The sequence below is a fragment of the Nocardia seriolae NBRC 15557 genome (genome assembly GCF_007990715.1).
Classification (GTDB): Bacteria; Actinomycetota; Actinomycetes; order Mycobacteriales; family Mycobacteriaceae; genus Nocardia; species Nocardia seriolae.
Genome location: NZ_BJWY01000173.1, coordinates 1 through 13,054, shown reverse-complemented (window position 1 = coordinate 13,054; position 13,054 = coordinate 1). Strand labels below are relative to the sequence as shown.

At 65.7% G+C, this 13,054-nt stretch carries 12 protein-coding genes; all 12 read left to right on the top strand.

The features are described 5' to 3' along the window. Nucleotides 1-381 precede the first annotated feature (381 nt). Nucleotides 382-1,551: a DUF4192 domain-containing protein gene (locus NS2_RS33010; protein ID WP_147207404.1), complete on the top strand. Its 1,170-nt coding sequence runs from the start codon at nucleotides 382-384 to the stop codon at nucleotides 1,549-1,551. A gap of 155 nt (nucleotides 1,552-1,706) precedes the next feature. Further along, on the top strand, nucleotides 1,707-3,005 hold the full coding sequence (dprA, locus tag NS2_RS33005; protein ID WP_161789524.1) for a DNA-processing protein DprA: 1,299 nt from the start codon (nucleotides 1,707-1,709) through the stop codon (nucleotides 3,003-3,005). Between the two features lie 481 nt (nucleotides 3,006-3,486). Beyond that, nucleotides 3,487-4,296, top strand: a complete 810-nt coding sequence (locus tag NS2_RS33000) for a class I SAM-dependent methyltransferase (RefSeq protein WP_143837618.1) — start codon at nucleotides 3,487-3,489, stop codon at nucleotides 4,294-4,296. A 44-nt stretch (nucleotides 4,297-4,340) separates the two neighbouring features. Continuing rightward, the gene (locus tag NS2_RS32995) at nucleotides 4,341-4,781 is read left to right on the top strand and encodes a hypothetical protein (protein ID WP_033091196.1); all 441 of its coding nucleotides are present in this window, start codon (nucleotides 4,341-4,343) and stop codon (nucleotides 4,779-4,781) included. A gap of 195 nt (nucleotides 4,782-4,976) precedes the next feature. Next, complete coding sequence (locus tag NS2_RS32990; protein ID WP_147207403.1) at nucleotides 4,977-6,212, top strand: hypothetical protein; 1,236 nt, start codon at nucleotides 4,977-4,979, stop codon at nucleotides 6,210-6,212. Between the two features lie 46 nt (nucleotides 6,213-6,258). Then, complete coding sequence (locus tag NS2_RS32985; protein ID WP_033091194.1) at nucleotides 6,259-6,471, top strand: hypothetical protein; 213 nt, start codon at nucleotides 6,259-6,261, stop codon at nucleotides 6,469-6,471. A gap of 136 nt (nucleotides 6,472-6,607) precedes the next feature. Beyond that, nucleotides 6,608-8,377: a ParB/RepB/Spo0J family partition protein gene (locus tag NS2_RS32980; RefSeq protein ID WP_052087017.1), complete on the top strand. Its 1,770-nt coding sequence runs from the start codon at nucleotides 6,608-6,610 to the stop codon at nucleotides 8,375-8,377. After that, entirely contained in the window at nucleotides 8,268-9,323 is a 1,056-nt protein-coding gene (locus tag NS2_RS32975; protein WP_306455159.1) for a bifunctional DNA primase/polymerase, read from the top strand. The genes NS2_RS32980 and NS2_RS32975 overlap by 110 nt, the downstream gene beginning before the upstream one ends. A 519-nt stretch (nucleotides 9,324-9,842) precedes the next feature. Continuing rightward, entirely contained in the window at nucleotides 9,843-10,421 is a 579-nt protein-coding gene (gene ssb, locus NS2_RS32965) for a single-stranded DNA-binding protein (protein ID WP_081986366.1), read from the top strand. 107 nt (nucleotides 10,422-10,528) lie between these two features. Beyond that, nucleotides 10,529-10,828: a hypothetical protein gene (locus tag NS2_RS32960; protein WP_196223783.1), complete on the top strand. Its 300-nt coding sequence runs from the start codon at nucleotides 10,529-10,531 to the stop codon at nucleotides 10,826-10,828. 105 nt (nucleotides 10,829-10,933) lie between these two features. Then, nucleotides 10,934-11,254 carry a hypothetical protein gene (locus NS2_RS32955; protein WP_033091191.1) on the top strand — a complete coding sequence of 107 codons (321 nt, stop codon included), beginning with the start codon at nucleotides 10,934-10,936 and terminating at the stop codon, nucleotides 11,252-11,254. 493 nt (nucleotides 11,255-11,747) lie between these two features. Continuing rightward, the coding region (gene mobF, locus NS2_RS32950; RefSeq protein WP_152979271.1) for a MobF family relaxase at nucleotides 11,748-13,054 on the top strand (1,307 nt) is incomplete at its 3' end.

Genomic DNA, 13,054 nt, shown 5'->3' with positions numbered 1-13,054 from the left:
GTGAAATGAAATCCCATTCAATGCAAAATCAATATGCTTGATAATCCAATTCTGCCCTACTTTGGCATTTCAAGGCCATTTTGCGCCTCGCGCAGATAGTTTCGCAAGCAGACGCGGTATTCCCCATATGGGGAGTTGTCAAATTCGCGGGACTGCATCGCATTTCGCGGCGCGTGCCCTCGGGGCGGTGGGCGGGCGCACGCTACACCGGCGGCGTGGGCGGTCAAGCCGCGGTTGGCCGTGAACGGGCTGCGGACCGTAGCGCGGGTGGTCGGGATCGTCGGTGGGTCGGCTTGACCGCCCTGTTCCGCCGCCGGTGTTGACGCGGTGCGCCCACCGCCCCGAGGGCACGGCGCTGTCCGCGTTGTTGTGGTTTGTGTTGTGTCCGTGGGGCTTTCTTCGCTCGAAGGAGCTTCGCTCATGTCTGACGAGTTCGATCTCCCCGTTTCGGCCGATCTCGCCGTCGACATCATCGGTGATCTGATCGCGGCGTTGCCCGCGATGATCGGGTTCGTTCCCTACCGGTCGTTGGTCGTCGTCGCGCTCATGCGGTCCTCGCAACCGGCTTCGCACACGATCGGTGTGGTGTCCCGACTTGATCTGCCCCGTCCCGGGGATCGGTCGGATGCCGAGGCGGCGACCCGCATGGCCCGTCTGTGCTCTGATTCGAATGCTGTTGCCGCGCTTGCCTTCATCGTGGATGACCGCATGCCCGTTCCGTCGCCCGACAGGCCGACCGGAACCGGGTACCGGCCGCTGCACGACGCTCTCGAACAACAGTTGGCCGCGTGCGATATCGCTTTCGTCGGCACGTGGTGCGTCCGCGAGATCGCGGCCGGCGGATTGTGGTGGAGCCTGTCTCAGGCTCGGCAGACCGGCATCGTGCCTGATCCGGCGGCATCGCCTGTCGCCGTTCAGCGAGTGTTGCAGGCGTCGGCGCTCTATCGACGTCGTAGCGAGGTGGTCGATGTCGTCGCGATCGACACGACATCGCGGGATCAGGTGGCGCAGTTGCTGGACGAGGTTGCCGCCGAGGCACATCAGCGGTTCGTTCGCGCCCTGCGCATCGATAATCCTGACGCCTACACCCGGATGGCGCTGTGGCGGGTGATGGCTGTGCTGAAACGAGCCGGTGATCTGGGTCCCTATTCGCCGCGTGATTTGGCCGAGGTCGCCGTCGCGTTGCGTGACTCGACGGTGCGTGACGCACTGTTCGGGGTGCCGAACGGCAGCTACTGCGCTGTCGCGGAACGACTCTGGACGATGCTGACGCGCGCGTTGTCCGGCCCGGATCGAGCCGGTGCCGCCACCATGCTCGCGTTCCATGCCTACCTGCGCGGGGACGGTGTTCTGGCGGGCGTGGCGTTGGACGCGGCGCTGGCGGCCGACCCCGAGTACCGCATGGCGTTCATACTCGATTACGCCTTGCGGACGGCCATGCATCCCGATCGATTGCAGCGAGTTGTACGTAGCGGCGTCGGCATCGCCGCCGATCTGCGCGTCGATATCGGTGCCGCACAGCCGGATTCGGCGAGGGCGGTGGAACGATGACCTCGACATGCATCGACCGGGTCGCGTGGGCGTTGTTGGCGCGCGCCGCGTCCGGGCCCTGTGCCCCGTTGGTCGAACTCGTGGACCGTGTCGGGGCCACCGACGCCGCCGCGGCCGTCGAGTCCGGCGACCCCTGTCTCGGTCTGGCTCCGGCGGTGCTCGAGCGTGGCCGCAGCTTCGATGCTGCCGCCCGCGATCTGGACGAGGCGGATCTTCTCGGTGCACGGTTGGTCACGCCCGAGGATCCGGAGTGGCCGCGTGAGCTATTGGCTTGCCTGCCCACAGGTTCGGACAATCCCGGTGACGCGGCTCCGTTGGCCTTCTGGGTGCGCGGCCAACACTCGCTGCGGCAGGCGACGGCTCGGGCGGCGGCGCTGACAGGTGCCACCGCCAGCACCGACTATGGTCGTCAAGTCACCCGATCATTCGGCACCGAGCTGGCGGCGGCGGGGTGGACTGTGGTGTCGGGAGCCGCCTTCGGGATTGACACTGTCGCCCACGAAGCTGCCCTCGCCGTCGACGGCTTGACCGTGGCGATCATGCCGTGCGGGCTCGATCGTGCGTATCCGATCGGCAACACCTCGATGCTCGCCGAGATCGCCGGGCGCGGACTGATTGTCAGTGAGTACCCGTTCGGAGCGCGCCCGCATCGATATGCGTTGCTGGACCGGAACCGGCTGCTCGCGGCCCTGTCGAGCGCGACTGTTGCGACCGAGGCGGGGCTGCGGTCGGGAGCCTCCTCCACGATGCGGTGGGCAGGGCGGTTCCAACGGCCCGTGTTCGCGGTTCCCGGACCGGTCACCTCGGCGGCGTCGCAGGGCTGTCACCGGTTCATCGCCGATGGATCGGCTCAGTTGATGACGTGCGCGCGAGATGTCCTGCAAGCGTTGACAGTTCAAGGCGACAGCGCCGACGCAGTGGCTAGCGGGGTGACGCTGTCGCGACCCGCTGGGGTCCCGCGCACGAGCGTCGGTTTCGATCGATCGGCGATGCACGCGCCTGTGCCCGACCATGATTCGACTCTCGTGCCGGTACAGGTCATCAGCAGTTGTGACGATCACGGGGACCACGCTGGCTCCAGCGCGCCGTGGCGGTGCGACGGCCGGTACCCGGTGTGGAGCGAATCCGGTGAGGTTCGTGACTGGGTCGTACGTCTGGTCTCGCTGTTGATCGAGACGTTCAATCACCGGCGTGATGTCGATCAGTTCGCCTCGATGTTGGATCCGAAGGTGCGCGCGGCGTTGGTCACCCGGACTCGGTCCACGCGGGGCCGCCATAGACTGGCCACCCTGCATACCTGTCGGCTGAGCGAGGACATCGTCGAGTTCTGCGCCACCATCTGGGTGAGCACCGCCGATCGATCGCTTCACGCGTTGGCCTTGGCCGGGCGCATGGAACGGCGGACGAACACCTGGGTCTGCACCGTGCTACGCCCGCCCGGACCCTGTCGATGAACCGCCAGGCCGCCGGCTCACACATCGCCCCGGAAGTCGGCCCCGATGCGGACCCGCTGACGGGACAGCGTCGCACGGTGATTCCGTGCTGTGACGCGCTGCCGTAGTCGCTGAATCGCGATGCGGAGGTCCGCGGGTGTGGTCGGTGGGGCGGGCGCACGCTACACCGGCGGCGCGGTCGGTCAAGCCGCACGCTGCCGACACCCGCAGGGAGACACCGTAACCCCGACGGCGCGCACGGACAGTGCAACGGCTTGACCGCCCTTCCCGCCGCCGGTGTCGACGCGTGACGCCCCACCGACCACACCCGCGACATCGCCGACGCGCACGTGCGTGAGCGGGTTGGTGCGGTCCCTTCTCGTCGGCTGGTGTGGGCATGTCGCCGGGCCCACACCAGCCGATCTCCACCATTGCGCCCCGGTCGATAGTCGCGACCCGGGTCGTCATTCACCAATCACTATGTCGTGCAAGGAGTTTCTGCATGGGAAAGTTCACCAGGAGGGTCGGGTCTGCGCATCGGGAGGCGTGTCGGCTCGTGGAGTTGTCCCGGGATCTGAGCGAGGCCGAAAAGTCCTTCGTCCTCGACCATTGGCAGCCGAATCCAGAGGCTCAGTGCCGGGAAAGTGCGTTATTCACGCCGTCGCCGCTGGCACGTGAGTTCGTATTGCACGTCAACGGATTTCGGGTCATAGACCTGGGAGCCGGGATCGGCGCGCTGGCTTTCGCCTGCCATCGGAGCCTGATGTTCGACCACCGCTTCCATGCCGCGCCGCCACCCGAAATCGTCTGCGTGGAACAGAGTCCGGAATTCGTACGGATCGGGTTGAAGGTCCTGCCCGAAGCGGTGTGGATCTGCCAGGACCTGCTGCGACTGCCCCGAATGTGGTTGCGGCCCTTCCACGCCGCGGTAAGTCACCCGCCGCACGGCGTCGTGCCACGGTCCGCGGACGCGCCCGGGTATCGCGGACATCGCTTCGAGTACCACACGATCGCGGTCGCCGCCCAGCTCGCCGACCACGGGGCGTTCTTGATCCCCCAACGATCCGCCCCGTTCACCCGCAGCGGCCACACCGATGCGCAAGCAGGCGACGGCGACGCCGAATACACCCGCTTCCACGCCGGCACCGGGATCACGCTGCGCCCGAGCGGCGAGATCGACACCTCCTACTACCACCGGCAATGGCGGCACCGCCCGCCCGACGCCGAGCTCGTATTGGCCGATTTCACCGAACCCACCGTGCTGCGGGCTGCCCGCCGGGCCAGCGACTGCACCCGACCTGTCCGGCAATGACCCGGTCCGTCCGTATCACCTGTGCAAGAAAGGAATTCCACATCATGGCCGTGCCCGAGAGCACCGAGGATCGCTATGACAACAGTGCCGACAACGGCACCTCCTACACCCTGACATCCACCGACGACGCCGCGGTCAGCGGACAGGTATTCGTCGACATGTCCGAGCACACCGTCGTTTTCGACGGCCACCGCGAGCCCCGACCGAGGCTGCTGCTGCGGTTCTTCGGCCTGGCCGTGAATGGTCGCTGGCTCGGTGCGCCGCAGGCTTCGGTCGCGTTCTACCCGAACGCGACCGCTCGCCAACCCGGGATCGCTGTCGTCGTCTTGGGCGAACCCGGCGGTTTGCATATCGATCTCGGTCGCCAGTTGACCGCCGAGTCCGACGACATCATCGAGGCGGTCACCGCTGTCGTGCAAGTGATCTCGCAGCGCTTCCTCACCGATCTCCGCGTGGCCAAATTATTGGTACTCCAAGGCCGATGAGCGTCGCCAGCGAGCCAGCCGTGCCTATGAACTCGCCACGATGCGCCAAGACATCGCCTCCCGCCGGTCCAGTCTTGCGCGCGCGGAGTTCGACGCCGCGCACGCGCTGTATCGGGCCACCCAGAACAATGCCGACGCCTGATTCACCTCCGATTGATCTTCTGCTTCCAATTCCTCTGTGCGAAAGGGTTTCTCATGGTTATCGACACCGGTGGCCGGCATATGTCGTTGCAGGAATTGCTGCCCCGGCTGCAACGGCAACAAGCCGCCAAACTCGACGTCGTCGCCTCGGCGGCCTCGGTGCGCGCACGCGACGGGATGATCGAGGTCTTCGGGGTCACCCCGGTCGTCGACGAGCGCGGTGTCACCGTCGTCGACGGCCTCTATCAACCGACTGCGGCGGCCGACGGCCAGATCGCCGACAAGCTCGCCATTCCGGTTCGGTATCTGCGCCGAATGCGCGACAGCGATCGACTGGACCTGTATGACGTCAACGTCAACGGCTGGCTGCACGGACCCGCCGGGACTGAGCTCCTCGAACCCGACGAACGCTCATTCCTGCTGCGCCTGTTCACCTCCGGCACGCCTCACGAGCCGGGAGTGTTGCGGGCGATGGTCTCTGCGCGCTACTCGATCATCGACAACCTCGACGTGCTCACTGCCGTACTCGACGGGATCCGCGACGCCGGAGCCGAAGTCGAGATACGCGGGTGCGATCTCACCGACTCCACCATGCACTGCAAAGTCTATTCACCCCAGATGTCGGCACTGGCACCACGATTCCTGGCCGGATATCGCAGCGCCTTCGCGAACCCTGACCTCGAGGCCGAACGCCGCCGGGTCGCCGGGGATCTGGATCGGTGGCGGCCCGTCGCTGCGCGAGAAGGTCAGGGATACGCGCTCGGTGCCGAGCCTGTGGTTTTCGCTGGCTTCAGGTTCAGCAACGATGAGACCGGCCACCATGCCGTGCGATTGACTCCGGAGGTGGTGGTCAAGATCTGCGGCAACGGACTTACCTTGCCGTTGTTCGCTCACAGCCACCGCCACCTCGGCGAGCGACTCGACACCGGCACCGTGGGGTCCTGGTCGCAAGACACCCTGCGCAAAAAGCTGGCGGTGATCACCGCCGAAACCCGCGACCGAGTCACCGAATGGCTGTCCCCGGAGTTCTTCGCCACCCGGATCGACGAACTCGAACACGCCGCCGGGGCTCCGGTCGCGCAACCCGAGAAGACCATGGAAGTCCTGTCCAAGCGGTTGGGCTTCAGTGAGAGCGAGCGCGCGGGGATCCTTGCGCACTTTATTTCCGGTGGACAGTTGACGGCTGCGGGTGTGGCCAATGCGGTCACCAGCTACTCGCAGACGCTGCCCGATCCCGACCGCGCCAACACCCTCGACGACCTCGCCCTGCAAGCCATGCAGCTGGTCTGACAACCCGTGCACAGCAACCACATTCACACCAGAACAGGAGCCTCCGATGGCCGAGATCGACACCATGACTCGCGAACAGTACGAATCCGCTCACCCCTTCGGGACAGCCGGACCGGCCTCGGTCCTGGACCAGGAAGTCATCACCGCATGGCGGAAAGCCGCTGCCGACTGGGGCGGAAAGTACTGGCTGTATTCCGCCGACTCCGACGGCATCTGTCGGCTGCGGCCGCTCAACGTCACCGGCCGTGAGAAGCGGTAACCGAGCCAACAAAGCACAGAAGCCTATTCGACTCGTACACAACGTAATCCAGCAAATCGACCGCTTCGGGCGGGCACCGACACCCCGTGTCGCTGCCCGCCCGATTCCGTATCGCTACTAAAGGAGTTCGATCCCGATGTCCACAGCAATCGACACCATCCAAGAACCCGGCCAGACCGACCCCGCCAACCAGCCCGGCGTCAACGATCGCGCCGACTCCGACATAGCCCCTGATGTCGGTGAAACGGCCCCGGAGGCGGTGTTCCTGCCTCCGGAGGAGCTGGTCATCGATCAGAACGTCCGCAAGTCGTTCAATCTCGGCGACTATCCCGAGGTCACCGAGTCGATCCGCCGCCACGGTGTGCTCACCCCGATCAAGGCTCACCGCGAAGCCGACGGCACCATCACCGTGGTCGACGGCCAGGTCCGCACGCTCACCGCGCTGGCCTTCGAGGTGCCTCGGGTGCCGGTGTGGATCACCCCCGCCCCCGCTGTCGATGCGGCCGAGCGCGAGATCCGCCGGATCGGGCAGCAGATCACCGTCAACGACCATCGCATCGGATTGACCGAGGGCGACCGCGCGGCGGGAATGGCGCAGATGTTCGCCTTCGGCGCGTCGATGACCCGCATCAGCCACGACGTCGGACGCAAACGCGATCAGGTGAAACTCGCTGTGGCCGTCGGCGGCAGCGACACCGCCCGCCGCGCGGTCGACGAGGGACAGCTCGATTTGGAGCAGGCCGCGGTCATCGCCGAGTACGAGGCGGTCGACGACACCGACGCGGTGAAACGGTTGCTGGCCACCTCCCGCGCGATGTTCGGTTACGAAGCCAAACGCATCGCCAACGACCGTGCCGAGACGCGGCAGCGGTTCCTCGAATCCCTGCCGTATGCCGCACTCGGATTCGGAGTCCTCGACGCTGAACCCAGCGACGAAGACGATCGGTTCATCAGCCACAAGCTGTTGTGCACCAGCGACGGAGGCAAAGTCACCGCCGCGGTGGTGCACGCCCGGCCTTCCGACTGGGTTGTGTATTGCTATCCCACCGATGAGGAAGTCGTCGTCGATTCCGACACCGGCACAACCATCGCCCCGGACACTGTCGACTGGACGACCAAGGGCCAGCCGAACGCAACCCCGGCCGAAGGCCGTCGCCATGCCGACACCGTGCGGCGGCAACCGATCTGGGAACCGACCTGCTACCTGCGCGCCGAACGCCTCGACGATTCCGGTTTGCTTCTGGCCGCCGATTTCGACATCGCCGACGCAGCCGACGACATCGAGCCCGATCAGCCGCCACACGGTGAGGGATACGCCGAGGACACAGTCGAGACTGACGACGAAGACGCCGAGGCCGCTCATGCCGCCGCCCGACGGGAGGAAGCAGCCCGGGTCGCCGCGGCGCAGCGCGAGGAAGCCGCCCGGGTCGCGGCCGAGCAGCGCGAACAGCAACGACTGGCCGACCTGCGTCGAACACGACTGAACAAGCAGGGCCAGGCCGCATTGCAGGCCCGGCGGGAATTCGTCACCACCCGCCTGCTCGCGCGCAAGACCGTGCCACCGCTCGCGCCGGTGTTCATCGCCGAAGCGCTCGCCGACAACCCCGGCCTGCTCGACGAATCCGACGCTGACCTGACCGCCCACCAACTCCTCGGTATCCCCAGGGGCCGCGAGGAGCTGCTGAAGCTCATCTCGACCTCCAAACCGTCCCGCTGCCAGGTCATCACACTCGGGCTTGTACTGGGTGCCTACGAGAAACGCACCGGCAAGGACTCCTGGGGCCACACCGACCGCGGTGTCCGCCGGTACCTGCATTTCCTCGCCGACAACGGCCACCACCTCACCCCTGTCGAGCAGGCGGCCGCCGGGGACCTCGACCCCGCCACGATCGATATCGATTCTTGACCGCGTTCGTACCTGCGAGCGGGCGGTTCCCATCCCGGGGCCGCCCGCTCGCCACATCTGCCCCACTTTCATTCCCGCCGAGGAAGGAGTTGCCGTGTCTGCCAATCGGTTCCGTGATGCTGCGCTGTCCGCCGCCGCTCGCGGCTGGTTCGTGTTTCCGCTGCGGCCGGGCTCGAAAATCCCTGCCATCACACGATGGCAGCAGCAGGCCACCATCGACGAAGTTCGTATCAAACAGTTTTGGCCTCCGAAATCCAGAAGGAACGTCGGCGTCGCAACCGGTCCGAGTCGATTACATGTCATCGACCTCGACACTCATCACGGCGAAAGCGGTCCCGAAACGATGCTGCGGCTGGCGAAATCGATGGGGGAGCAGCGTTCTCTGATCACCTACGCGGTATCCACCCCCACAGGTGGGCGTCACCTCTACTACCGGATTCCCGACGGCGGGCTGTGGTTGCCCAATACCGCCGCTCGTCTCGGGCCCGGAATCGATTCCCGCGGCCACGGCGGCTATGTCGTCGCTGCCGGATCCCGCACCAGCCAGGGCGAGTACCGGCTCCTCGCCAACCGACCCACCGCCGACCTGCCACCTTGGCTGCTCAGGTTGCTCACCCCGCCACCGTCCCCTGTCTCGGCCGATCCTGCTGCGCCGCCGCGTCATCCGGATGCGTATCTACGAGCGATCATCGACGCCGAAACCCGCAAGGTCACCGCTGCCGCGCCCGGCACCCGCAACACCACCCTGTTCCGCGCGGCATTCACCCTTGGGCGGCTCGTCGCCGGCGGCGAACTCGACAAGAAACTCGCGCACGACGCCCTCACCGCCGCCGGCGCTGTCCACATCGGGCATGACGACTTCTCCGCCCGCGAGCTTGCACGAACGGTCGACAACGGCTTGGAGCTGGGCGCGCACCGCCCTCGCCGCTTCGCCCACCAGCGGTGACCTTCGACCAAACCCATCCCCGGAGAAGGGACATTCGCATGGGCAAAGGGAGTAGCAAAGGCTCGGTCCAGCATTGCGACCGCCTCTCGAACGGAGGCATCGGGTGTTACGCCTCCGGATGCACCAAACCCGCCACCCGCTGGATTGATATGGAGCGGTGGGGAATCCGCCGCTGGTTATCGACCGCTTACTGCGACGAGCACGGCGACCACGAATTACTCGACCCGTTCCATCCTCATCGAGTCAGGTCGATCAAGTAGGGCGAGGGATCTGGTCGGTCGCTGTCCCGGTGGGCCGTCGATCTGCCCCAAGGGGATCAGGGGTCGGCCGGGTTCCCGCCGATGAACCTGCGTCACGGAATGGGGACGAGCCTCCGCTGCGCTCCGGTCGCCGCAAGCGGCGATCCCCATTCCGCGCCGCAGAACCCCCGTCGGCCCGATGGGCCCGGCCCACCCCTGATGGCGGAGCCGCAGATCGCCAGCCCTCCGGTGCACCACCCGATCACGGGTTTTCACCGTGATGGGGATTCCGGAGGGACGCGGCGGTCTGCCTCTCGCTCTTTCCCTTCGTCTCAAGGAGTGCATCGTCATGGCTGGAGAAATCACCGTCACCGTGATCGGCAACCTCACCACCGACCCCGACTACAAGCAGTTGACCAGCGGCCACGTCGTCGCGAACCTGACCGTTGCGCAGAACTCGCGCGTCTACGATCGTGCCTCGGGCGAATGGCGTGACGGCGCAACGGCGTTCATGCGCTGCGTCGTGTGGAACGAGATGGCCGACCACGTCGCCGCAAGCCTGTTCAAGGGCGCGCGCGTCATCGTGACCGGCCGACTGCGTCAGCGCAACTACCAGGACCGCAACGACGTCACCCAGTGGATCACAGAGGTCATGGTCGACGACATCGCAGCCTCACTGCGGTTCACCACCGTCGCGGTCTCCGTCGACGATCCCGAGGACGCGGCCCCGGTCGAGTTGGACGAGGACCCGCACGCGACCACGCCGGTCGCGAAGAAGGCACCTGCGAAGCAGCAGGCCGCCCGCCGCGGCAAGCCTGCGCTCGTCGGTGCAGGAGTCGGCGACCAGCCCGACTTCTGACCGTTATCCGCTCCCTCTCGGGGCCCGTCTGCCCCAGCGTTCCGCACCGAACCCGCCCGATTTCGGGCGGGTTCGTCTGTGCCTGATTTCGTTCGGAGGTGGCAATCATGCCTGCCCACCACATCCCAGACCGTCGCGCACCCGCCGCGTCGGTCCACAACGCTTTGCCCGTCGATCGGTGCGCGTGCGATCTCGATGCCTGCATGGCGCTCGTGGTGCTGCTGTCGGCGCGATTGCGGACTGTCGAATCCGAGAACCGCCGCCTCGCACGGCAGGTGCACGAGCTCACCCAGGCTCGTGACGATCTGCTCGACGCGGTCAACGTCCATGTCTTCTGCGCGCACGAGGAGCGGCTGATCGGCCAGGCCCATTTCTACGACCGGCCGCCCCACGCCACCCGCGCTTGATCGAATCCAGTTTCCCCAATCCCGGTATTTACCAGCGGGTATCGGCGTCCAGTCGAGACACCGCTCCCTGCCTGACCACACTGTCGAACACAAGGAGGCGTTCTCATGGGTCTGATCTGGTTAGCGGCCGTCGTCATTCTCGTAGCGATGCTGTTGTGGTGGGCGTTTCCGATCCTCGCCCGCATCGTCGGCTTCTTCCTGTTCTTCGACTCATTGCTCACGATCGTATTCCGCCCTGCCTACGCGATCCCCGGCAGACTGCCGTGGCTGGCGCTCGGTCTGCTCATCTGGCTGCTCGGGCATTGGGCGTGGGCGTTCAAGCACGGCTTCTGGGATTCCCGCGTTGCCTTGCGCATCTTCGCCCTGCCCGGCCTGCGCCGCACCATCCCCCGCTCCACCCTCATCCACATCGACCCCGACTCCTGACGGCGAGCCCGCGACTCCGGTCTGTCCGCTACGCAGCAACCGTCGTACCCGCGCCGGGCCGAGTCCGGTGATCTCACACAGTTGGGTTTCTCCCATTCCCCGTGCGTGCAGCCGCCTCAGCGCGGCTCCCGCGCCCGCTTCGGCTTCCGTTTCGGTCTGCCGGTATCGAGCATCCACTGCGGCGATCGCCGCTTCCCGTCTCCGGGCTGTTCGTTCCCACCGGCCGTGCTGCTTGCGGAATTCCGCCAGATCGGTTTCGTTCTCCCGCAACACGCACGCCTGCTCGGCCAACAGCCGCGCCGTCACCTCCCGCGCCCACTGGCGCGCATTCGGCTTCTCCGCCATCGCCAACCTCCCTTCGCGTCCGCGCGTCAAACGATCGAAACCGCCGCGCGTGGCGCATTCACTTTTCCATCACCTCATTTCACCCTTCCAAGATTCCATTTCCATCCATTCTCTTCAACCCCCAAGTCTGCGTTACATAAGATCCCATATGGGCTCTTATGTCCTGAAATTCACACCTCTTGCATTTCCAATGCTACTCGCGGATAATGTCTTTTTTAAGTTTACATACGGCGTTATCTTCGAAATAATGATGACGCTTCATCGACTTCATGCTGGCGATGGCTACCTGTATCTGACCAGCCAGGTTGCCACCGGTGATCGTGGGCGTGATCGCACCCGGGATCTCACTGACTATTACACCGAGCACGGTACCCCACCGGGTGTCTGGATAGGGCGAGGCGCGACCGAACTCGGCCTGTCGGGAATGGTCACCGAAGCCCAGATGCAGGCATTGTTCGGAGAAGGATTACACCCTGACGCCGACTCGATAATTGCGGCGGCAATCGCGGACGGAAAATCCGTGCCCCAGGCCCTCGAGGCCGCCCGGATCGGCCGAATGTTCTACGAGTTCTCCACCGAGCCGTCCCCGATCCGCGATATCACCGACCGCAGAATCGCCGAATTCATCGCGGCTCAGAGGCGTCGCCCGGACTGGGATGAGCGCACGATTCTGCGCACCGATGCCGCTCGTGAACACCTCACCACTGTCCTGGGCCGAGCCCCCTCCCGTACCGAAATCGAGGATGCGCTGGCCGCCGAGAAGGCCGGTACGCGCAAGGCGGTGGCGGGGTTCGATTGCGTGTTCACCCCGGCCAAGTCGATCTCGATCCTGTGGGGTCTGGGTTCCGATGATGTCCGCCGGGAGATCTGGCGCGCTCACTTCGAGGCTGTGCAGGAGGTTCTCGCGTTCGCCGAGTCCCGGTACGCGGTCACCCGCCGCGGCGCCAATGGAGTGAGGCAGATCGACGCGACCGGGTTGGTCATCGCCGCGTTCCATCACTTCGACAATCGCGCCGGCGATCCGAATCCGCACACCCACGCGGTGATTTCGGGCAAGGTCCTCGGCTGCGACGGCAAGTGGTCGGCGCTCGATGCCCGTGCGTTGTATGCGGCGACGGTGTCGCTGTCATGCCGCTACAACGCCACCATCGTCGGCAAACTCAAGCGCAGCATGGAATTACGGTTCGAAGAACGCTTTCGCGGGCGCGGCAAGCAACCCGTCCTCGAAGTGGTCGGCGTCGGCGAGGACATGATCACCGAGTTCTCCCGCCGTGACGATATCATCGCCCGCTTCGAGCAGCTCGCCGCCCGGTACCGGGCTGTGCACGGACACAACCCGAAACTCGTCACCCAGTACAAGCTCGCTCAGCAGGCCACCCTCGAAACCCGCGCGCAGAAACCATTGCCGAAGACATTGCGGCAGATGCTCACCGAATGGGATACCCGCTACTGTCC